General features: G+C 64.3%; 22 protein-coding genes. 13 read left to right on the plus strand and 9 right to left on the minus strand.

Annotated elements, in window-relative coordinates:
* The first annotated feature begins 102 nt into the window (after nucleotides 1–102).
* From BRA471DRAFT_RS11640 to BRA471DRAFT_RS11650, 3 genes are all read left to right on the plus strand, one after another.
* The gene (locus BRA471DRAFT_RS11640; RefSeq protein ID WP_371258311.1) at nucleotides 103–495 is read left to right on the plus strand and encodes a hypothetical protein; all 393 of its coding nucleotides are present in this window, start codon (nucleotides 103–105) and stop codon (nucleotides 493–495) included.
* 118 nt (nucleotides 496–613) lie between these two features.
* On the plus strand, nucleotides 614–2179 hold the full coding sequence (locus tag BRA471DRAFT_RS11645; protein ID WP_007607344.1) for an alkaline phosphatase: 1566 nt from the start codon (nucleotides 614–616) through the stop codon (nucleotides 2177–2179).
* A gap of 147 nt (nucleotides 2180–2326) precedes the next feature.
* Nucleotides 2327–3145, plus strand: a complete 819-nt coding sequence (locus tag BRA471DRAFT_RS11650) for an aldo/keto reductase (RefSeq protein WP_007607345.1) — start codon at nucleotides 2327–2329, stop codon at nucleotides 3143–3145.
* 69 nt (nucleotides 3146–3214) lie between these two features.
* Here BRA471DRAFT_RS11650 and BRA471DRAFT_RS11655 read toward each other — a convergent pair whose 3' ends face one another.
* Nucleotides 3215–3442, minus strand: a complete 228-nt coding sequence (locus BRA471DRAFT_RS11655; RefSeq protein WP_007607347.1) for a hypothetical protein — start codon at nucleotides 3440–3442, stop codon at nucleotides 3215–3217.
* A gap of 96 nt (nucleotides 3443–3538) precedes the next feature.
* Entirely contained in the window at nucleotides 3539–3991 is a 453-nt protein-coding gene (locus tag BRA471DRAFT_RS11660; protein WP_007607349.1) for a hypothetical protein, read from the minus strand.
* Nucleotides 3992–4149: 158 nt separating this feature from the next.
* Here BRA471DRAFT_RS11660 and BRA471DRAFT_RS11665 point away from each other — a divergent pair, with 158 nt between their 5' ends.
* A complete protein-coding gene (locus BRA471DRAFT_RS11665; RefSeq protein WP_007607351.1) occupies nucleotides 4150–4422 on the plus strand; it encodes a helix-turn-helix domain-containing protein in 273 nt (90 codons plus the stop codon).
* A gap of 17 nt (nucleotides 4423–4439) precedes the next feature.
* Nucleotides 4440–5294 (plus strand): 3,4-dihydroxyphenylacetate 2,3-dioxygenase, encoded by an 855-nt coding sequence (hpaD, locus tag BRA471DRAFT_RS11670; RefSeq protein WP_007607355.1) that lies wholly within the window; start codon nucleotides 4440–4442, stop codon nucleotides 5292–5294.
* Between the two features lie 10 nt (nucleotides 5295–5304).
* On the opposite strand, the gene BRA471DRAFT_RS11675 is transcribed toward hpaD, so the two are convergent.
* A complete protein-coding gene (locus BRA471DRAFT_RS11675) occupies nucleotides 5305–6540 on the minus strand; it encodes a PLP-dependent aminotransferase family protein (RefSeq protein WP_007607356.1) in 1236 nt (411 codons plus the stop codon).
* A gap of 69 nt (nucleotides 6541–6609) precedes the next feature.
* On the minus strand, nucleotides 6610–7137 hold the full coding sequence (locus BRA471DRAFT_RS11680; RefSeq protein ID WP_007607357.1) for a DUF3124 domain-containing protein: 528 nt from the start codon (nucleotides 7135–7137) through the stop codon (nucleotides 6610–6612).
* Between the two features lie 67 nt (nucleotides 7138–7204).
* On the opposite strand from BRA471DRAFT_RS11680, the gene BRA471DRAFT_RS11685 reads away from it, so the two are divergent.
* The 4 genes from BRA471DRAFT_RS11685 to BRA471DRAFT_RS11700 all read left to right on the plus strand — a co-directional run bounded on the left by BRA471DRAFT_RS11685 (nucleotide 7205) and on the right by BRA471DRAFT_RS11700 (nucleotide 12628).
* The gene (locus BRA471DRAFT_RS11685) at nucleotides 7205–8932 is read left to right on the plus strand and encodes a cation:proton antiporter (protein ID WP_007607358.1); all 1728 of its coding nucleotides are present in this window, start codon (nucleotides 7205–7207) and stop codon (nucleotides 8930–8932) included.
* Between the two features lie 175 nt (nucleotides 8933–9107).
* Complete coding sequence (gene ribB / locus BRA471DRAFT_RS11690) at nucleotides 9108–10184, plus strand: 3,4-dihydroxy-2-butanone-4-phosphate synthase (RefSeq protein WP_007607359.1); 1077 nt, start codon at nucleotides 9108–9110, stop codon at nucleotides 10182–10184.
* A 159-nt stretch (nucleotides 10185–10343) separates the two neighbouring features.
* Nucleotides 10344–11558: an acyl-CoA dehydrogenase gene (locus tag BRA471DRAFT_RS11695; protein ID WP_007594720.1), complete on the plus strand. Its 1215-nt coding sequence runs from the start codon at nucleotides 10344–10346 to the stop codon at nucleotides 11556–11558.
* 149 nt (nucleotides 11559–11707) lie between these two features.
* Nucleotides 11708–12628, plus strand: a complete 921-nt coding sequence (locus tag BRA471DRAFT_RS11700) for an MBL fold metallo-hydrolase (RefSeq protein ID WP_035973870.1) — start codon at nucleotides 11708–11710, stop codon at nucleotides 12626–12628.
* Nucleotides 12629–12743: 115 nt separating this feature from the next.
* On the opposite strand, the gene BRA471DRAFT_RS11705 is transcribed toward BRA471DRAFT_RS11700, so the two are convergent.
* Both BRA471DRAFT_RS11705 and BRA471DRAFT_RS11710 read right to left on the minus strand, forming a co-directional pair.
* The gene (locus BRA471DRAFT_RS11705) at nucleotides 12744–13598 is read right to left on the minus strand and encodes a DUF1499 domain-containing protein (RefSeq protein WP_007607361.1); all 855 of its coding nucleotides are present in this window, start codon (nucleotides 13596–13598) and stop codon (nucleotides 12744–12746) included.
* A gap of 173 nt (nucleotides 13599–13771) precedes the next feature.
* Complete coding sequence (locus BRA471DRAFT_RS11710; RefSeq protein ID WP_007607365.1) at nucleotides 13772–15400, minus strand: fatty-acid--CoA ligase; 1629 nt, start codon at nucleotides 15398–15400, stop codon at nucleotides 13772–13774.
* 65 nt (nucleotides 15401–15465) lie between these two features.
* On the opposite strand from BRA471DRAFT_RS11710, the gene BRA471DRAFT_RS11715 reads away from it, so the two are divergent.
* Nucleotides 15466–16599: an extensin family protein gene (locus BRA471DRAFT_RS11715; RefSeq protein WP_007607366.1), complete on the plus strand. Its 1134-nt coding sequence runs from the start codon at nucleotides 15466–15468 to the stop codon at nucleotides 16597–16599.
* Nucleotides 16600–16635: 36 nt separating this feature from the next.
* Here BRA471DRAFT_RS11715 and BRA471DRAFT_RS11720 read toward each other — a convergent pair whose 3' ends face one another.
* The gene (locus tag BRA471DRAFT_RS11720; RefSeq protein WP_007607367.1) at nucleotides 16636–17319 is read right to left on the minus strand and encodes a L,D-transpeptidase; all 684 of its coding nucleotides are present in this window, start codon (nucleotides 17317–17319) and stop codon (nucleotides 16636–16638) included.
* A gap of 336 nt (nucleotides 17320–17655) precedes the next feature.
* On the opposite strand from BRA471DRAFT_RS11720, the gene BRA471DRAFT_RS11725 reads away from it, so the two are divergent.
* Nucleotides 17656–18633 carry a magnesium transporter CorA family protein gene (locus tag BRA471DRAFT_RS11725; RefSeq protein ID WP_007607369.1) on the plus strand — a complete coding sequence of 326 codons (978 nt, stop codon included), beginning with the start codon at nucleotides 17656–17658 and terminating at the stop codon, nucleotides 18631–18633.
* Between the two features lie 186 nt (nucleotides 18634–18819).
* Complete coding sequence (locus tag BRA471DRAFT_RS36795; protein WP_007607374.1) at nucleotides 18820–19038, plus strand: hypothetical protein; 219 nt, start codon at nucleotides 18820–18822, stop codon at nucleotides 19036–19038.
* Between the two features lie 113 nt (nucleotides 19039–19151).
* Here BRA471DRAFT_RS36795 and BRA471DRAFT_RS11730 read toward each other — a convergent pair whose 3' ends face one another.
* Both BRA471DRAFT_RS11730 and pdxH read right to left on the minus strand, forming a co-directional pair.
* Nucleotides 19152–19904: an SDR family NAD(P)-dependent oxidoreductase gene (locus BRA471DRAFT_RS11730; protein ID WP_007607375.1), complete on the minus strand. Its 753-nt coding sequence runs from the start codon at nucleotides 19902–19904 to the stop codon at nucleotides 19152–19154.
* 97 nt (nucleotides 19905–20001) lie between these two features.
* Complete coding sequence (pdxH, locus tag BRA471DRAFT_RS11735) at nucleotides 20002–20643, minus strand: pyridoxamine 5'-phosphate oxidase (protein WP_007607376.1); 642 nt, start codon at nucleotides 20641–20643, stop codon at nucleotides 20002–20004.
* Between the two features lie 113 nt (nucleotides 20644–20756).
* Here pdxH and BRA471DRAFT_RS11740 point away from each other — a divergent pair, with 113 nt between their 5' ends.
* Nucleotides 20757–21164: an RT0821/Lpp0805 family surface protein gene (locus BRA471DRAFT_RS11740; protein ID WP_035974878.1), complete on the plus strand. Its 408-nt coding sequence runs from the start codon at nucleotides 20757–20759 to the stop codon at nucleotides 21162–21164.
* Nucleotides 21165–21216: the final 52 nt, after the last annotated feature.

Below are 21216 nucleotides of genomic sequence, written 5' to 3' on the forward strand. Positions count from 1 at the left end.
GACCGCTGGAATTGCGCGCGACGCCTCCTAAATAGAGGTAAATTACCTCTTAACAATCAATTTCAGGAGGCGTCCGTGATTCCAAAGAGCGCTCCTTTTGCAATGGCCGTTGCCCTCATGCTCGCATGGGGCGGCGTCGCGCGCGCTGACGACTACAAGCCCAGCGAATATCTCGGCCTCGACCTTTCGAAGGCAGTGTTGTCGCCGAAGCGGCTCGGGCCCGAAACCCAATTCGCGCCGGTCGCTCTGGAGGCGCGCGGCGGCAACGAGGCGCAGGCGCGCGCCGTGCCGGTCGACGTGCCGAAGAAAGTCGCCGCCGAACGCGTGCGCGTGTCGGAGCCGAAGGTTGCGCACGCCAAGCCCGCGCAGCCGCGCGGCGCGGCACGCACCAAGCTCGCGCATCGCCACGGCAATCCGCTCGACGCGCAGGCGATGGACACCCGCATCCAGACCTGGCCGTGTCGCAGCGGGGGCATCTGCAACTGGAAGCATTAGCTTAGTTCCGAGCCGTCATCCGCACGTCGCAAAACCGTAGACCCGCGGTCAAGAAACCGTAAGCCGGGGGTCAAACGACGCAGGCACCTTCCGTCGCTAGTCGACGAAGGTTTCCTGAATGGTAGCGCTCCGCGCCTCGCGCGCCTGGACCCGGCGGCAATTCCTGGTCCGTTCCACCTCGAGCCTCGCCGTTGCCGCGCTCGCAACGCCACATCTCAGCCGCGCCGCTGATCGTCCGCAGATCGCAGGCGGCATCCAGTCCGGCGACGTCTCGGATGGCTCCGCCGTGATCTGGGCGCGCGCCGACCGGCCGGCGCGGATGCAGGTGGACTATTCGACCGTGGAAAGCTTCAAGACCGTCATCGCGTCGGCTTCGCGCGATGCGTTGCCCGAAGCCGACTTCGCCTCAAAGCTGCTGCTGAATGATCTGCCTCCCGGGCAGGACATCTTCTATCGCGTGCGCTTCGACGACATCGCGACCGGCATCGCTGGCGAAAGCCGCATCGGCCATTTCCGCACTGCGCCGGGTGCCGGCCGGTCGATCTCGTTCCTGTGGTCCGGCGATACCGCGGGGCAGGGCTGGGGCATCGACACATCGCGCGGCGGCTACCGCAGCTATCGCACCATGCACGACAATCGCCCGGACTTCTTCATCCACTCCGGCGATCACATTTACGCCGACTGCACGATCCCCTCCGAGCAGAAGCTGCCGAACGGCGAGATCTGGCGCAACATCGTGACCGAGGAGAAATCCGAGGTCGCGCACACGCTGGCGCAGTTCCGCGGCAATTACAAATACAACCATCTCGACCAGCACTTCCGCGCCTTCCACGCCGAGGTGCCGATGTTCGCGCAATGGGACGACCACGAGGTCACCAACGACTGGTCGCCGACCGGCAGCTACGACGGGGCCGGCCATGAGGATGACGGCACGCCCCGCCTGGTCGCGCGCGCCCGCCGCGCCTTCTTCGACTTCATGCCGATCCGCGAGATCGGCGCGCGAAAGGGGCGGGTCTATCGCAAGATCGCCTATGGTCCGCTGCTCGACGTCTTCATGATCGACATGCGCAGCTATCGCGACGACAGCTGGAACAAGGGCGGCGATCACCGCGGCTGGATCCTGGGCGCCGAACAGCTCGCCTGGCTGAAGCGTGAGCTCGCGGCCTCGCGCGCGACCTGGAAGGTGATCGCGGCCGACCTGCCGATCGGCCTGGTCAGCCTCGATGCGGTTGCGCTCGGCAATGGGCCGCCCGACCGGCGCGAGCACGAGATCGCCGACCTTCTCGCGTCCATCAAGCGCGCCGGAATCCGCAACATCGTCTGGCTCACCGCCGACATGCATTACACCGCCGCGCACCATTACGATCCGAACAGGGCGCAATTTAGCGACTTCGACCCGTTCTGGGAGTTCGTCTCGGGGCCCTTGCATGCCGGCACCTGGGGCCCGGGCGAGCTCGACGACACCTTTGGTCCGGTCGCGATGTACCAGAACGGGTGCAGTGAAACGCAGGGCGAAGACCTCGCGCCCTGTTTCGGACTGCAGTTCTTCGGCAAGGTCGACATCGATGGCCGGACCGGCGTGATGACCGTGACGCTGAAGGACGTCGACAATCGGGACCTCTGGTCGGTCGATATCGAGCCGCAGCCGCAGGCGCGTCCAGCCATGGTGGCGCAGCATTCCTGAGGGACGCTAACCCGATCTTGATTGGCCGCCGTGCGCCTGCCGCGCTATGCTGTCCGTTCCCGCCACCTCTTTTCCATCCCCGAAGAGTCTGCTCACGCAGCATCGCTGCTGGCCTCCGGCGGGCTGAACGATGTCAGGAGCCTTTTCATGGACAATCTCAAGACACAGGGCATCAGCATGCCCAAGCTCGGCCTCGGGACCTTCCGCATGCAGGGCGATGCCTGCCGCGCGGCGGTCGAGAGCGCCCTGTCGATCGGCTATCGCCATATCGATACCGCCGAGATGTACGGCAACGAAGAATCGATCGGCGCGGCGCTCGCCGCGGCCCGGCTGCCGCGGGGCGAGCTGCACGTCACGACCAAGGTCTGGCACGAGAACCTCAGCCCCGACGCCATCCGCCGCGCCTTCGACACCAGCCTGAACAAGCTGCGGCTCGATCATGTCGATCTCTATCTCGTGCACTGGCCGTCCAAGACTGCGAACTGGGGTGCGGTGTTCGAGACGTTGATGCAGCTGAAGGAGGAAGGGCGCACACGGGCGATCGGCGTCGCCAACTTCACCACGGCGCTGCTCAAGATCGCGGTCGAGGACATCAAGGCGCCGATCGCCTGCAATCAGATCGAATATCACGCCATGCTCGATCAATCGAAGGTGCTGGCTTATCTCAACGCCAAATCGATCCCGCTGGTCGCCTATTGCCCGCTGGCACAGGGGCGCGTTGCCTCCGATCCGGTACTGGCCGAGATCGGCGCCAGGCACAATGCAACCGCCGCGCAGGTCGCGCTGAAATGGCTGCTCGACCAAAACGGTGTCGCCGCGATCCCGAAGGCCTCGCGCCGAGAGAGCCAGCAGGCCAATCTCGACGCGCTGAAGATCACGCTCGACGACGCCGACCGCAACAAAATCGCCGCGCTGCCGAAGGACAGGCGCTGCGTCAATCCCGGCTTTGCGCCGGCATGGGACTGACCTCGCCGAACGTTTCGTACACGCAAAGAGATGGCCCCGTGAGGGGCCATCTCCATATTGCGTTGCGCATTAGTCCCAATGATGGCGGTGACCACGCTTGATCACGACGACCCGGTCGCGATGGTGCCAGCCGCGATGCCAGCCGTGATCGCGATGCATGCCGTATTCGGCGCGGGCGCCATACATGCCGTGATGATGACCTCCGCGCTTGATCACCACCGTCTCCGCGCTGGCGAGCGTCGGCAGTGCAACCGCGAGCGCGCCGACAGCGGCAAGCACATAACCAAACTTCTTCATGATGTCCTCCTCCAATGGAATGCAAATCTAAACGGCGCATTCGCGTGAACGTTCCGGAGGAATCGCAGGAGAATTCTGAACGCCTGTTCAGGTGGGTTAATCGCAGCGCTGTTGTGCGGGTGTTGGCGCGCCTGTCGCGACGTATTTGCCGTCCCTGATCGTGTACTCGCCGCGCTCACTGCGATTGTAGATTGCGCGCAAGCTGCCTTGCTTCGAGAGTAGCAGACCGAACTCGCGGGTCTGCTGCAGCAAGGGGAAGTACACCATCACATTGAGCAGACCGTCGGCGTTGACCATCGCCGATACCACTTCGTTTTCGTCCTTGGCCTCGCCGAAATTGCGCCGGTACATCACCCTTCCGTCCTTCCGGATCTCGTAGGTCAAGAGCGCGCCCTTGTCACGGTCGGGCCGGACCGCGCAGTCGATCGCCCATGAGCCGAGCAAGCCCCATTGCTCGACGGTCGCCGCAAGCGACTCGGCACCGGCCGCGGGCGTGAACGCAACCCACAGCACTGCTGCCGCGATCGAGCGGCTCAAACAACGTCCCATGTCCTGAAAGGCCCCATCTGCAAACAATTCCGAAGTGTAGCATCCCGCGCGCGATCGTCCACGCTGACCGCCATTCGCGCGCGAATTTGATCCGCGTCAATGAGGCCGCCCGTTTCACCCGTAGGATGGCGCTCCCGAAGGCGAGATTGGATAGACCGATGCTGAATCAAGTCAGGGATTTCGCGGGCGAGGTGCTGCCGGGGAGCTGTGCCGTGCCGCCTTATTCCGAGACCGCGTTTCTGGCCGAGTTGGGCGACCGCCTGAGGTCCTCGCGCATGCGCTGCGACCTGTCGCGGCGGGAGCTGGCCCGCCGCTCCGGGATTTCCGAGCGCTACATCGCCCAGATCGAGGCCGGCAAGGGCAACGTCTCGATCGTGCTGCTGCTGCGGCTGGCCTCTGCGATCCACGGCAGCCAGCCGCAAGTGGCCTGACGCTTGAGGTGAGCGCGATGGGGCAACTCGTATTGGCAGCCAAGGTCACGCATGTCCCATCGCTGATGCTCTCGGAAAAGCCCGGCAGTCACTTGCGCTCGGCGCGCGAGGCGGCCGTGGACTCCTTGCGCGAGCTCGGGCGGCGGGCGAGATCGCGCGGCGTCACCACTTTCGTGGTGTTCGACACCCACTGGCTCTCCAATTTTGGCTATCACATCAACGCCAACGCGCGGCATCGCGCCTCGTTCACCAGTCACGAGGCGCCGCACATGATTCAGGATCTGAGCTATGATCTGCCGGGCGACACGAGACTCGCCGAAGCAATCGCCGCCGAAGCCGGCGTTGCAGGTCTCGATGTCAACGCGCATCAGGTACCGAGCCTCGGGCTTGAATACGGCACGATCGTGCCGATGCACTACATGAACCCGGACGGCTTCGCGAGGGTGGTTTCGGTTGCCTCGCCGCTGTTCACGTCGTTCGAGGAAAGCCGCACCCTCGGCGAGGCGACGCGCCGTGCCGTCGACAAATCCGGCGAACGGGTTGCGATCCTGGCCAGCGGCTCACTCTCACATCGGCTCTGGCCCAACAAGAAGCTGGGCTCTGAGGCGTGGACGAGCGTTGCCAGCGAGTTCAATCGCCAGGTCGACCTCCGCGTGCTCGAGCTCTGGCAGAGCCGTCGCTACCGCGAATTCCTCGACATGCTTCCGGATTACGCAACCAAGTGCAACGGCGAGGGCGGTATGGCCGACACCATCATGCTGTTCGCCGCGCTTGGCTGGTACGAATACCATGACAGGGCCGAGCAGCTCTGCGAGTACTTTCCGTCATCCGGCAGCGGCCAGGTCAACGTGGAGTTTCACGTCGCGGCATAAGGCGTCGCCCTCACACTGACGCCTTCTCCACATTGGCGCTGCGGGCCGGCACGCCGAACTCGTTGCGGCAGATCTCGGCCAGCACGGCGACGCCCTCGCGGATCTGCTGATGCGAGGGGCTCGCGAAGCACAGCCGCAGTCGCGATCTGGAATGGTTCTTGTCGGTCGACCATTCCGGCCCCGGATTGATCGAGACGCCGGCGGCAAGCGCGGCCTGATACAGCTTCAGCGTATCCACCTGATCGGGCAGCTTGACCCACAGGAAGATGCCGCCCTTCGGCTCCTCGAACTCGGCTGCCGTCCCGAACTGCTCGTTGACGGCTTCCATCAGCGTGTCGAGCTTGGTGCGCAGCGCCTTCGTCAGCGCCGGCACGTGGGTCGAGAAATGCGGCTTGCAATAGGCAGCAAGCACCATCTGCTCCAGTGCGCCGGAGCCGGCGTCCGTCTTCAGCGCCAGCATTCGCGACATTACATCCCAGGGCGCGACGATGAAGCCGACGCGCAGCGCGGGCGCGATCGACTTCGAGAACGAGCCGATATGGATCACGCCGCCGTTCGGGCTCATCGCATGGATCGCCGGCGGCCGCTGTCCTGACCAGACCAGATCGGCATAGCAATCGTCCTCGAAGATGGGCACGCCATAGTCTGCCGACAGCCGCAACAGCTCGGTGCGGCGGCCCTCCGGCATGATGCTGCCGGTCGGGTTCTGCACCGTCGGAATGGTGTAGATGTATTTCGGCCGGATGCCACGGCCCTTGAGGTCGGCCAGCGTCGTGGCAAGCACGTCCATGCGCATGCCGTCCTTGTCGAGGGGAATGCCAACCACGTTGACTCCGAGTCGGGCCAAACGGGTCAGCGAGCCCTGATAGCTATCCTGCTCGAAAATCACGGTATCGCCGCGCGTCAGCAGCGTGGCGTTGACGAGGTCGAGCGCCTGCAGCGAGCCGGAGACGATCAGCAGATCGTCGACCGTGCAGTTGATGCCGGCATCGCGCTTGAGTTTCGTCACCAGGAATTCGCGCAAGGGCAGATAGCCTTGGGGACCATGTGCCAGCCCGTAAGTGGCAAGCGAGCGGCCTTCGCGTTGCAGAGCGAGGTTAGCCGCCTCGATCAGATGATCGAGCGGCAGTTGCTCGGAGTCGTTGTTGCCGCCGACAAAACTGTATTTGGCGAGGCCCGTCCAGCGCGCAGAGGGGGCCGGCAGCCCTGCGGGAAACAGGGGCGCAAAATCGAAGCTGGACGTCATGGGGGCGTTCCTCGTTCTATTCTTTCTTGTCAGGCTGCCCGCCTTGCGCCGGTCAGTCGTGCTTCTTGCTTACTTCTTGCCGACCGTTCGGGTCGGACGGCCCTGGCTGATGAAAGCGTAATGCGCATTGGCGACGCCGCCAACCATCAAGGCCTCGACAGCAGGCTCGGCGATCTCGCTTGTTGCAGCCCAATCGACGAGAAAGTTGGCTCCGGTCCCGCCGCGTACGTCGTCGGTCGGAATGAAGATCGAGACGGTGGCGAGGGGCTTCAACGCGACGGGCGCCTTCAGATAGCTCTCGACCTGCTTGCCTGCGGTGTCGAAATAGCCGATGCGTTTGACCACCAGGGCTTGCGTCTCGGAGGCGTTGTGCACGCTCAAGGTCACCGAGAAGTCGACGCGCAGTTTGCCCTGGCTCATCGCGACGCTGGAATAGGCGGGCACGTAGAAGCCGCCGGAGACGGCAAGTTCTTCCTTCGGCAGTGCGGTGAGGGAATCGGCAAAGCTTTGTTCGATATTGACCTTGGATTGAGCGGCTGCCGGTACGGAGGAGGCGAGGGGGCATAGCAGCATTGCAATGGCGAGCCCCATCCGCATGTGACGAATTGCTCGCTTGCCGCGCCGCACTCGATCACTAGGGTGCGGCAAAACGGACCAATCTGGCATGCACGAGCTCATTCGCGACATCACTCTCTGTATCCTGTTTGCCTGGATGCTGGGCCTGCTTGCCCACTTTTCCAGGCAACCGTTGATCCTGGCCTATCTTATCGCCGGGTTCTGCATAGGTCCATTTGGCGCCGGCTGGGTCAAGTCGCAGGAATCGATCAGCGTCATCTCCGAGCTCGGCCTGATCTTCATGCTGTTCATGATCGGCCTGGAGATCGACCTGAAGAAGATCGTGCGGGCCGGAAAGGTCATCCTGTTCGCGGCGGGCGGCCAGCTCCTCGGCGGCTGCGTGCTCGGGGTGCTGTTCTTCGCCGGCATCGGCCTATCGCTCGGGGGCGGACAGTTCGACGCGGTTTACCTCTGTGTCGCCTGCGCGCTGTCGAGCACCGTCATCATCGTCAAGGTGCTCTACGAGAAGCGCGAGCTCGACACGCTGCCGGGCCGCATCACCCTCGGCGTGCTGGTGCTCCAGGACATCTTCGCCATCCTGTTTCTGGCGGTGCAGCCGAGCCTTGCCAATCTGGAAATCAGCGTCATCCTGCTCTCGATCGGCCGCGTCGCGGTGCTGGTCGCCGCCGCACTGCTGGTGAGCCGCTACGTGCTGCCGCGCCTGTTTCACCAGATCGCCCGCCGCCCCGAGCTGATCCTGCTCGGCGCGCTCGCCTGGTGCTTCCTGGTCGCCGAGACCGCCGAGCGGCTGTCGCTGTCGCGCGAGATGGGCGCTCTGATCGCCGGCGTCTCGCTCTCGACCTTTCCCTACGCGCTCGACGTCACGGCCAAGGTCACCACGCTTCGCGATTTCTTCATCACGCTGTTCTTCGTCGCGCTCGGCATGACCATTCCGGTGCCCGGCCTCTCCGTGATCGGGCTTGCCCTGATGATCGCGGCGTTCACGGTGGTGAGCCGCCTCGTCACCACCTTCGCCCCGCTCTATCTGATGAAACAGGGCCTGCGCGCCAGCCTGTTGCCGGCCCTGAATCTCGCGCAGATCTCCGAGTTCTCGCTGGTGGTGATCCAGACCGGCGTCGCCGACCACCACATCGCAGCCGAGACGGCGAATGCGGCCTCCTTCGCCTTCGTGGTGCTGGCGGTGCTCTCGACCTTTGTGATGACCCGCAGCGACGAAATCACCCGCTGGGCGATCGGCCCCCTGAAGCGGATTGGCCTGCGCGATCTCGACCACGGCAACGGTCATGGCGAGGAAGGGCACGAAGGCCATGGCGAGGCCCGCCGCATCGTCATCCTCGGCTTTTTCCGTGCGGCGAGCGCGCTGCTGGCCGAGATCGAACGGCAGGCACCGGTGCTGCTCGAGCAGATCACCGTAATCGACTTCAATCCCAATGTGTACCAGACGCTGCTTTCGCGCGGCCTGCACGTGGTCTATGGCGATATCAGCAGCGCCGACACGCTGCTCCATGCCGGCGTGGGCAAGTCCGAGATGATCATCCTCAGCGTCCCGGATGCGCTTCTGAAGGGGGCCAGCAACGAGAAGCTGGTCCGCCATGTCCGCACCCTCAACCCGACCGCCATGATCATTGCCACGGCCGATCTGTTGTCGGATGTGGGCGAACTCTACGCCGCTGGCGCCAGCTATGTCACCGTGACCCGGCTCAGCGACGCCCATGAGCTGTTCACGGTGATCGAGGCCGCTCAAGCCGGCCTGTTGGCCGACAAGCGTGCCGAGCTCGATCAGCGGCTCGGCGAGCGGCGCGAAGTGCTGCCCTGACCGCGCCCCGGCCGGCTTCTCAACGGGCTTCTCCGCGCCCATATCCCTGGTATGCCCGGTGCAAGCCGCCCGTCGGGCAGGGCTGCGGTCCGGCATATGTGGTTGCGCCGGGGACACTAGCGCCCCGGCCCAAGTCCGGCTAAGCCTCCGGGCCATAACCGTCAGAGATTGGGAAATGCCGGATAACGTCCAGGAAGTCTTGCAGGCCTTTGCCCGGGGTGAGCTCGTGGTCGTCACCGACGACGATGATCGCGAGGGCGAGGGCGATCTGATCGTCGCCGCCTCGTTCTGCACCGCCGAGAAGATGGCGTTCATCATCCGCCACACCTCCGGCATCGTTTGCGCGCCGATCACGACCGAAGATGCGCGCCGCCTGCGGCTCGATCCGATGGTGGCCCACAACGATTCAGCGCACACTACCGCATTCACGGTCTCGATCGACTACAAGCCCGACGGCGGCACCGGCATCTCGGCCGAGGAGCGCGCCTCGTGCTGCCGCGCGCTGTCCAATCCCAACGCCGGCGCCAACGACTTCGCCCGTCCCGGCCACATCTTCCCGCTGATCGCCAAGGACGGCGGCGTGTTGCTGCGCTCCGGCCATACCGAGGCCGCGGTCGACCTGTGCAAGCTCTCCGGCCTGCCGCCGGTCGGCGTCATCAGCGAGTTGATGAACGACGACGGCAGCGTGATGAAAGGCGAGCAGGTCGCCCGCTTCGCCGCGCAGCACAAGCTCAAGCACGTCACCATCGCCGACATGATCGCCTACCGCCAGGTGCGCGAGAAGCTGATCGAGCGGGTCTCGACCTTTGTCACCGAGAGCCCGATCGGGCCGCTGCAGGGCTATGCCTACCGCTCGCCGTTCGATTCCATCGCCCACGTCGCCTTCGTCTACAACGGCGTCGGCGACGGCAAGAACGTCCTGACACGCTTCCACAAGCCGAACATCGTCAAGGACATCTTCACCGGCCACAAGCGCATGGCGGCGGTGCTCGAGCACTTCAAGAAATCCGGCCGTGGCGTTCTGGTCTACCTGCGCGACGGCGCGGCCGGTGTCCCCGTGGCGCCGCTGCCCGATGAGAGCGCGACCGAGGCTGACCGCAACCGGCAGTGGCGCGAAGTCGGCGTCGGTGCACAGATCCTGCGCGATCTCGGCGTCACCTCGATCCGGCATCTCACCTCTTCGGTGCACGACTACAAGGGGCTTTCCGGCTTCGGCATCGAGATCGTCGCCAACGAGCTGCTCGAAAGCTAGCGCTGTCATCTCGGGGTGCGCGAAGCGAATCCCCCGAGGCGCGCCTCGCGGGTCCCGGGATTCACGCAGACCCGTACATCTGCAACGCAATTGCACTTGTTGCCGCGGCGCTTTACGTTGTCGGGCAAATTTTGACGGAACCAGACGAAAGGACGTTTCATGACCGCGCGCCCTCAGGCCAAGGACAAGCCGGCTTCGGCTTCTTTCCAGTGGGACGATCCGTTCCTGCTCGACGAGCAGCTCACCGAAGACGAGCGCATGGTGCGCGACACCGCGCGCGCCTACGCCCAGGACAAGCTGCTGCCGCGCGTCGCCAAGGCCTATCTCGAAGAGAAGACGGATCGCGAGATCTTCAATGAGATGGGCGAGCTCGGCCTGATCGGCATCACGTTGCCGGAGGAATATGGCTGCGCCAATGCAGGCTATGTCGCCTATGGTCTCGTCGCGCGCGAAATCGAGCGGGTCGATTCCGGCTACCGCTCGATGAACTCGGTGCAGTCCTCGCTGGTGATGTATCCGATCTACGCCTATGGCGACGAGAACCAGCGCAAGAAGTACCTGCCGAAGCTCGCCAGCGGCGAGTGGGTCGGCTGCTTCGGCCTGACCGAGCCTGACGCCGGCTCCGATCCGGCCGGCATGAAAACCCGCGCCGAGAAGGTGTCGGACGGCTATCGCCTGACCGGCAGCAAGATGTGGATCTCGAACGCGCCGATCGCCGACGTGTTCGTGGTCTGGGCCAAGTCGGCCGCGCACGACAACCAGATCCGCGGCTTCGTGCTGGAGAAGGGCATGAAGGGCCTGTCGGCACCGAAGATCGGCGGCAAGCTGTCGCTTCGCGCCTCCATCACCGGCGAGGTCGTGATGGACGGCGTCGTGGTTCCGGAAGACGCGCTGCTGCCCAACGTCTCCGGCCTGAAGGGCCCGTTCGGCTGCCTCAACCGCGCCCGCTACGGCATTTCATGGGGTGTGCTCGGCGCCGCCGAGGACTGCATGCACCGGGCCCGCCAGTACACGCTCGACCGCAAGCAGTTCGGCAAGCCGCTCGCTGCGACCCAGCTCGTGCAGAAGAAGCTCGCGGACATGCAGACCGAGATCGCGCTGGGCCTTCAGGGCTCGCTGCGCGTCGGCCGCCTGATGGACGAGGGCAAGTTCGCGCCCGAGATGATCTCGATCATGAAGCGCAACAATTGCGGCAAGGCGCTCGACATCGCCCGCGTCGCGCGCGACATGCACGGCGGCAACGGCATCTCGATCGAGTATCACGTGATGCGCCACGTCCATAACCTCGAGACCGTCAACACCTACGAGGGCACCCACGACGTCCACGCCCTGATCCTGGGCCGCGCGATCACGGGCATTCAGGCGTTTTTCTGAGCAAGCCGCCCGAGTGTGGGATGCGACTGAACTCTCCAATTGCGTCATGGCCGGGCTTGTCCCGGCCATCCGCGTCTTAGACCACGGGAAGAACGTGGATGCCCGGCACGAGGCCGGGCATGACGAAGTCAGGAAGTTATGAGCAAGCCATGTCCGACAATGACGACGTCCCGTTCAACCGCGACTTTCCGCTGAAGCCCGGCATCGTCGAGGAAGTCCGCCCGGGCGTGCGGCGCGTGCTCTGTAACAATCCGAGCCCGTTCACTTTCACCGGCACGGTCAGCTACATCGTGGGCCGAGGCAACGTCGCGATCATCGATCCCGGTCCGGACGACGAGGCGCATGCGGCGGCGCTGCTCGATGCCGTCAGCGGCGAGACGGTGAGCCATATCTTCGTGACCCACACCCACCGCGACCATTCGCCGAACACCGCGCGGATCAAGCGGGCGACCGGCGCGCCAGTTTACGCCGAAGGCCCGCACCGCGCCTCGCGCCCGCGCTTCGAGAGCGAGAAGCACAACCCGGAATCCGGCGCCGACCGCGACTTCGCGCCCGATATCAGGATCGCCCATGGCGACGTGGTCGAAGGAGACGGCTGGCGGCTCGAGGCCGTGGCGACACCCGGTCATACCGCCAATCACCTCGCCTTTGCCTGGCCCGAGCGGAAATTCAACTTCGTCGGCGATCACGTGATGGGGTGGTCGACCTCGATCGTGGCGCCACCCGACGGCTCGATGATCGACTATATGGAATCGCTGGATCGTCTCGCCGCGCGCGAGGAGGATGTGTATTTCTCCGGCCACGGCCCCGAAATTCCGGACGGTCCGCGCTTCGTGCGCTTCCTGATCCGTCACCGCAAGGCGCGCGAGGCCTCCATCCTGCACCGCCTTGCCAAGGGCGAGACCGACATCCCGACCATGGTCCGGGCGATCTATATCGGCATCGATCCGAGGCTCACCACCGCGGCGGGCTACTCCGTGCTGGCGCATCTGGAAGACCTGGTCGCCCGCGGCGTGGTGGCGACGGACGGCGATCCCGTGATTGGCGGGACCTATCGGATGGCGGGCTAGTCTCTCGTCATTCCGGGCCGCGCGTTAGCGCGAACCCGGAATCCATTTATCCGCGGATGCTGCGGCCGATGGATTCCGGGCCCGCCGCTTCGCGTCGCCCCGGAATGACAGAACCCTACTTCTTCACCGTCTTCGCCGGCGCCTTCGGCGGCGCCACCGGCGTCTTCTTCACCGGCTTGAGTGCGTCGGCATCGGCGGCGGTGTTGAGGTCGTCGATGAATTTCTTCACGCGCGCGGCGTTGCTGCCGAGGTCGCTCTCGAAATAGCGCGAGGCAGATCGGATATCGACGCGGGAATCCTCGCCGTCGGGCACGACGCGGATCGCGACGTCCTCGCGGAACCCCATGATCGGCGAGCGCGCGACCGCCTCGATGCGGCCGATGCGGCGCGGCGGCTGCGGCGCACGCTCGTCGATGACAAGCCATTTGCGCTTGTTGACCAGCTGAAGCGCGATCGCATAGGCGCGGTCGACTGAGATCTCGAGTTCGATCGGCTCGATATCGGGATAGAAATGTCGCTGCTGCTCGGCCGAATAGAGGCCGGCATACACAGCGGTGTTGGCACCATCGCCGGTGCGCAAGCGGGCCAGTGCGTCGAAGCGCGGCGGGTCGATCGGGTCGGTGGTGATATCGTGGATCGCCGGCAGCTTGCGGTATTGCAGGCCGAGATAAGCGGGATAGGCGAGGATCGCGCCGTCGATCAGGAACGCAAGCAGGATGCGCGCCATGCCGCGCGAGCCGTTCTGCCAGATCGCGGCGAAGCCGGCGAGCCCCAACAGGATCGAGAGCGCCGCAATCCCAAGCCCGCCGAAGAAGGTCGCGAGTGCAGGCTTCATCTCCAGGAAGCCGAACCGGACGATGATGGTCGAGACCACCACCGCCACCACGGCGAACACGGCCAGATTGCGCGCCCAGCTCGCGAGGCTGGACACGGGCTCCGACTGATAGGGAGCGGAAAACCTGCGGGCCATCGGGTGAGCTCTGCCGGGTCTCGGGGACGGTGCCGGCCGATCTGGCACGACTATGGGGCCCGTTGAGACCACGGCCCCGAGGCAAATTCAAGGGTTCCCGGGATGTTACGGTCTGTCATTCCGGGTTCGATGCCAATGGCATCGCCCGGAATGACGGTGGTTGGTTTGGCCGCCTACGCCGCCGCGTTCGGGAAGCGGTATTCCTTGAACTGGTCGCGCAGCGCGGTCTTCAGGATCTTGCCCGTCGCCGTATGCGGGATGCCGTCGACGAAGGCAATGTCGTCGGGCATCCACCATTTGGCGATCTTGCCGTCCATGAACTTCAGGATGTCCTCGCGGCTGGCCTGCTGGCCCTGCTTCAGCTGCACGATCAGCAGCGGACGCTCGTCCCATTTGGGATGAAACACGCCGATCACGGCGGCTTCCGCCACAGCGGGATGGCCGACTGCGAGGTTCTCCAGCTCGATCGAGGAGATCCACTCGCCGCCGGACTTGATCACGTCCTTGGAACGGTCGGTGATCCGCATGTAGCCGGCTTCGTCGATGGTCGCGACGTCACCGGTGTCGAAGAAGCCGTCCTCGTCGAGGATGTCAGTGTCGACCCGGTAATAGGCCTTGGCGACGGCCGGGCCGGCGACCTTGAGGCGGCCGAAGGTCGTGCCGTCCCACGGCAGTTCCTTGCCGGCATCGTCGGTGATCTTCATCTCGACGGCGAACGGCGCGTAGCCCTGCATCTGGAGCACGTCGAGCCGCGCCTCGCCGGTTGCATTTTGGAACGGCGGCTTCAGCGCCGCGACGCTGCCGATCGGGCTCATCTCGGTCATGCCCCAGGCGTGGCGGACGTTCGAGCCCATGTCGAGGAAGGCCTTGATCATCGAGCGCGGCATCGCCGAGCCGCCGCAGATCACCATCTTCAGGTCCGGCAGCTTGAGATTGTTGGCGGTCATGTGCTGGAGCAGCATCAGCCACACCGTGGGCACCCCGGCGGTATGCGTCACCCTCTCGGTCGAGAGCAGCTCATAGACCGAGGCGCCGTCGAGCTTGGCGCCGGGCATCACGAGCTTGGTGCCCTGCGAGGGCGCGGAGAAGGCGATGCCCCAGCTGTTGGCGTGGAAGAGCGGCACCACGGGAAGCATGGTCTCGGAGGCGCTGGTGCCGAGCGCGTCGACATTGTTGGCCATCAGCGCGTGCAGCACGTTGGAACGATGCGAATACAGCACGCCTTTGGGATCGCCGGTGGTGCCTGATGTGTAGCACATCGCGGCCGCCGTGTTCTCGTCAAAGTCCTTCCATTTAAACTTGCCGTCGGCCTCCGCAATCCAGTCCTCGTAGGCGACCACGTTCTTCAGCCTCGTCTGCGGCATGTGCGCCTTGTCGGTGAGCACGACGTAGCGTTCCACGCTTGTCAGCTTGTCGGCGATCTTCTCCAGGACGGGAATGAACGTGATGTCGGTCATCACGATGCGGTCCTGCGCATGGTTGATGATCCAGGCGATCTGCTCGGGGAAAAGGCGGGGGTTGACGGTATGGCAGATGGCGCCGATCCCCATGATGCCGTACCAGACCTCGAGATGGCGCCAGGTGTTCCAGGCGATCGTTGCGACACGGTCGCCGAGCTTGATGCCGTCGCGCTCCAGCATCTGCGAGACCTTGAGCGCGCGCTTGTGGATGTCGGCATAGGTGGTGCGATGGATCGGTCCCTCGACCGAGCGCGTCACGACCTCCTGCTTGCCATGAATCTTGGCAGCATGTTCGATGATCCTGTGGCAGAGCAGGGGCCAGTCTTGCATCAAACCAAGCATTCCGTCGTTCCTCCGAGAAGCCGCTGGGCGGATTGTCGCTCTCAGCGTTGGGCCAAAGAATTGTCATGAGTTTTAACCTGCCCGCCTTTCGCCGCAAATGGTCTTGTCGCGGCTATATGTCCGTCGGCGCGGCGATGGTTACCGTCGCGCTCGGGCTCGCGGATCGGGCAGAGGCGCGCAAATATGGGGCCCCGCTGGATATCTTTGGTATTGCTGCACCACGGCCGCGCGCGACGGTTCATTCTGCCAATACCTCTGGCAAGATCCCGCTCCCAAGGCCCCGCCCCGAGGATGCCCCCAAGGCGCCGGCCAAGGCGTCGGACGAGGCTCCTGCGGAGACCGACGGCAAGCCTTCCGCGGACAAACCTGGCGCCACCAAGCCCGCCGAGGCGGCGCCGCCGCCCGAGAAGCAGGCCTCGGCGTGCCGCCTCGCGCTGACCGAGGAGATTGCGATCGCGCCCTCGATCCCGGATATCCGCGGCCCTGGCGCCTGCGGCGGCGAGGATCTGGTGCGGCTCGAAGCCATCGTGCTGCCGGACAAGCGCAAGGTGGCGGTCAAGCCGGCGGCGATCCTCCGCTGCACCATGGCGTCCGCAATCGCCGATTGGGTGCGCAAGGACGTGGTGCCGCTGGCCGCGAGCCTCGGCTCGACCATCAGCGATCTCGACAATTTCGACAGCTTCGAGTGCCGCGGCCGCAACCGCGTTGTCGGCGCTCTGCTGTCCGAGCACGGCAAGGCCAACGCGATCGATGTGCGTGCCATCAAGCTCGCTAACGGGCAATCGCTCGGCCTCACCGACCGCACCATGTCGCGCGAGGTGCGCGAGCGCGTGCTGCATTCGGTCTGCTCGCGTTTTTCGACCGTGCTCGGCCCCGGCTCGGATTGGTACCACGAGGACCATATCCATCTCGATCTGGCGCAGCGGCGCAACGACTACCGGATCTGCCAGTGGAACGTCTGGGATCCCCTGCCGCAGGTTGCCCCGCTCCTGCCGGCGGAACGGCCCGAGGAGGCGCCGCCGCGTGAGGTCGCGGCCAAACCTGAAGCGAAGCCCGAGACCAGGCCCGAGACCAAGCCCGAGACGACGCAAGGAGTTGACGACGAGGCGGCGGAGAAATCGCCTGTGCCTGCGGACAACCCGGCGGCCGAGGGCCACAAAGCCCAGCCGCACAAGCCGGCAACAAAAAAGCGCCGGTGAAACCGGCGCTTTGAATGTCTGAGATCAGGTACCTGATCAGTAGTTCGCCTGGCCGGGTTGGCTGCCGCCGAGTGCGAGGCGCGAATTGTAGGGCGAATCGCCATGCTTCGGTTCGAGCACCACGACGATGGTGCCGACCTTGACGCGGCCATAGAGGTCGATCGCGTCCTCGTTGGTCAGGCGGATGCAGCCCGACGAGATCGAGGCGCCGATATATTCAGGCTGATTGGTGCCGTGAATGCGGAACAATGTGTCCTTGCCGCCCGAATACAGATACATCGCGCGCGACCCCATCGGATTGTCCGGACCGGGGGCGACGAAGGTGGGCACGCCCAGGCGCGAAATCTCGCCGGGGGTCGGGTGCCAGGCCGGCCATTCGGTCATGCTGCCGACCTTGGCAATGCCGGACCATGCCATGGCTTCTTCACCGACGGTGATGCCGTAGCGGATCGCCTTGCCGCCATCCAGGACGTAGTAGAGGTAATGGTTGTCGGAATCGACCACGATCGAGCCCGGCGATTCCTTGCGGTGGTACTCGACGATGGCGCGGCGGAACGGCTCTGCGACCGGGGTGTTCTCGTACCGAACCTTGGCAAGGAGTTCCTTGTCCTTCGGCTTGAAGGCCTTGGTGTCGGTCGCTTCAAAATGCGTGGCCTGCATGCAGCCCGACAGCATCAGGCCAGCGGCCAAAATACCCAGCGTAACTTTCAGCGACGACATGATTTGGTTCCAATCGACAACAACAAGCTTTCGTGGGGCTTGAACCAGCCCAATTCCACGATTCCGTTGGCTCCATTATCGTTGAAATCTGCCACAATTCCAGCCTTACGAAGCTTCTACCGCGCTGCAAGACCTTACCTGTGGCTTTTCTGCCGCAAGTTTTACGGGTCAGAGTCGGTTTCTGGGCGAAACGGGGGGATGTGTCGATTCCGTGCCACAGTTGGGCCACGGCGTCGCCACAAATGCAAACGCTCCGTTAATGTGCTTGTCATCATCAACTTGTCAGAATCGCGCTAAGGGCTGTCAGTCTGTCGCAGGCCCCTGCTGGAGTTGTGCATGTTTTCTGTGTTCGTTCCCTCCGAGTCCTCTCTCAAGAAGGCCGTCGTCGAGGATCTCGCGGCAGTCCCGGAGCATGCGGTCTGGATCGACCTGGTCAACCCGACTGCCGCCGAGGACAAGGCCGTCGAGAAGCTCTCGGGGATCGCAATCCCGACCCGGGAGGACATGCAGGAGATCGAGATCTCGAGCCGCCTCTATATGGAGAACGGCGCGCGCTACATGACCGCGACGCTGATGTGCCACTCCGATACCGATATGCCCCGGACCACGGCGGTGACGTTCATTCTCGGCGACCACCGCCTGGTGACGGTGCGCTATGACCAGCCCAAGCCCTTTGCGCTGGTCGAGGCCAAGCTGGCCCGGTCCTGCGCGCCGGCCGTCACCGGCGAGATGGTGCTGATGGAGCTGCTCGATGCCGTGATCGACCGCTGCGCCGACATCCTGGAGCGCTGCGGCGCCGAGATCGACCAGGTCTCGCATGACATCTTCGAGCCGGAGAGCGAGCGCCACGGTCACGCCAAGCAATATTCGCAAATCCTGATCTCGATCGGCCGCAAGGGCGATCTGACCTCCAAGGTTCGCGAGAGCCTGGTCTCGATCGGCCGCGTCGTCGCCTTCCTGTCGGCGGTGGTGGAGGGCGTGAAATGGTCGAAGGACATGCGCGAGCAGCTCAAGACCATGCAGCGCGACGTGGTCTCGCTGACCGATCACGCCTCCTACCTCTCCAGCAAGATCACCTTCGTGCTCGACGCCATGCTCGGTGTCGTCAATCTCGAGCAGAACAACATCATCAAGCTGTTTTCGGTCATGGCGGTTGTCCTGATGCCGCCGACGCTGATCGCCTCGATCTACGGCATGAACTTCAAGTCGATGCCGGAACTCGAATGGGCGCACGGTTATCCGTTCGCGCTGGTCTTGATGCTGATCGCGGCGATCGTTCCGTACTGGATCTTCAAGTGGAAGAAGTGGCTGTAATAGCTACCGAGACCTTACGCCCGACGCAGAGACCTGGTGCCTGGTGTCGCAGAATAGAGCGGGATTGCGGCCGCACGGCGATGTGTGCTCGCCGCCCCAATTCCTCCGGTAAAATTTGAGCAGTGGGCTGAACGTTTACGCGAAGCTTGTCTGCGATAAGGAGCAGGTAAGCCGCGAGGAACAACCATGGTTGAAAAACACATAACGACGCCCCCCAACGTCATCGATCTGGCGAGCTATCGCCACGTCGTGGCGAGCGGCAAGGCGTCGTCGATGTCGGCACGCATGTGCCGGCACTGTGGTGCTCCGCTGCTCGACGGTGAGAACGACGACGATTGCTCGACCGCAATCAGCACGGCCGCTCCGCAGCCACGCGAGAGGTCACGTCGGATTCGACTCGATTGAGGAACGGAAGCTAAGGGCGATCCAGGTCTTGCGGCGGCGTTGTCTGGATCGCCTTGCTTCCCCGGCGTTGTTTCCAACATCTCATTGCGAGGAGCGCTTGCGCTCGCAATGACCTACACGTGCTGGCCGCCGTTGATGTGGATCTCGGCGCCGTTGACGTAAGACGAGGTGTCCGTGCACAGCACGTAGATGATCTTGGCGACCTCGTCGGGCGTGCCGAGCCGGTGCATCGGGATCTGCTGGTCGACGATCTTCTCGGTACCCGGCGACAGGATCGAGGTGTCGATCTCGCCCGGCGCGATCGCGTTGACGCGCACGCCGACGCGGCCGAAATCGGAGGCCATCTCGCGCGTCAGGGATGCCAGCGCGGCCTTCGAGGTTGCGTAGGCGGCGCCTGCGAAGGGATGCACGCGCGAGCCCGCGATCGAGGTGACGTTCACGACAGAGCCCTTGGCCGTCTTCAGTTCCTCGATCAGCCCGCGCGCCATCATGATCGGCGCGAAGAAGTTGACGTTGAACACATGCGTCCAGGTGTCGAGGTCGGTGTCGATCGAGCCGAGCCTGGAGCCGCCGGCGCCCTTCGGTGAGATCGCGGCGTTGTTGACCAGCGCATGCAGCATCCCGCCTTCGAGACGGTCGCGGATGTCGGAGATCGCGCGGGTGGTATCGGCGGGGGTGGCGAGGTCGACCTGGATATGGTCCTCAGGGCCCGCATCCCAGGGACAATCCTCCGGGAACGGATGTCGCGAGCAGGTGATGACGCGCCAGCCGGCCGAGGAGAAACGGATCACGGTGGCATGGCCGATGCCGCGGCTCGCCCCGGTCAGGAGCAGCGTACGGCGCGGCGCGTTGGAAGGCTGCGGCATGAAGGTCTTTCAGGTTGGAGCATGATCTGGATCCGGAGGGCCGCGTTAGCGCAAAACGTGCAGCGGCTTTACGAAAGGATCATGCTCGAACAAAATACTAGGGATACATCCGCGTCTTGGACCATTTCTGGCCGGCCGCGTCACGGCGAAATTCGATGCGGTCGTGCAGACGGAATGGGCGATCATGCCAGAACTCGATACGCGACGGCGTGATACGCCAGCCGCTCCAGCCCGGCGGCCGTGGCACCTCGCCGATCATGTGCTTGGCGGCGACCTTGGCGATCGCCTGCTCGAACGCGAAGCGGCTCTCCAGCTCCTGCGACTGCTTGCTCGCCCAGGCGCCGATCTGCGCCTGCTTCGGGCGGGTGGCGAAATAGGCATCGGCCTCGGCCTCGGTCACCGGCGTCACGTTGCCGCGGATGCGGACCTGACGGCGCAGCGACTTCCAGTGAAAAAGTAACGCCGCCTTAGGATTTGCGGCGAGTTCGCGGCCCTTCTGGCTGGCGATGTGGCTGTAGAAGACGAAACCATCGATATCGAAGCCCTTCATCAGCACCATGCGCACGTCCGGCAGGCCGTCGGGGTCGACGGTGGCGAGCGCCATGGCGTTCGGATCGTTCGGCTCGCTCTTGATGGCTTCGTTCAGCCAGGCCTCGAACAGCGCAAACGGCTCGTCGGCGGCGGTGAAATCACCGGATGTTAAGGGTGTCTGGTGTTTCATCGAGGTCGTGTCGGTCATGTCTGGGGTCCGAGTTGCGTCCTGCGGTCCAAAACGCGCTGGTGTCTGCTACCGCCCTATATAGGGTATGGGGACGCGTTGGCCTATTGGCGATCCGGCCATCCGGCTTCGTCATGACGATCATTCTGATCGGGCTCGGCACCGGCGGTTGCAGCTTTTCCCGCAATGAAAAGAGTGCCTACGCCAAGGCCGACGACAGCGATCTCACCGGCTCGATCGCAATGCCGGCCAGAGTGGCGGCACCGACCGAGACCGATCTCGCCTTCGCCCGCAACGCCGCCTCCGACGTCCTCAGCAAGAACGACAAGGATTCCAGCCAGCATTGGGAGAATCCGGAAACCGGGGCGCGCGGTTCGGTCACGCCGATCGCGCAAGCCTATGCCGCCGAGGACGGCCGCAGGTGCCGCGACTTCCTGGCGAGCTACGTCAACGGCAGCACCGAAAGCTGGCTCCAGGGCGCCGGCTGCCAAAGCAGCCGTGGCAGTTGGGAGATTCATACGCTAAAGCCGTGGCGGAGCTAGGAATCGCTTCACCAGGCTAGTTGCAAAAATACCACTCGCCCCCCACATGAGA

The organism is Bradyrhizobium sp. WSM471, from assembly GCF_000244915.1.
Lineage (GTDB): Bacteria > Pseudomonadota > Alphaproteobacteria > Rhizobiales > Xanthobacteraceae > Bradyrhizobium.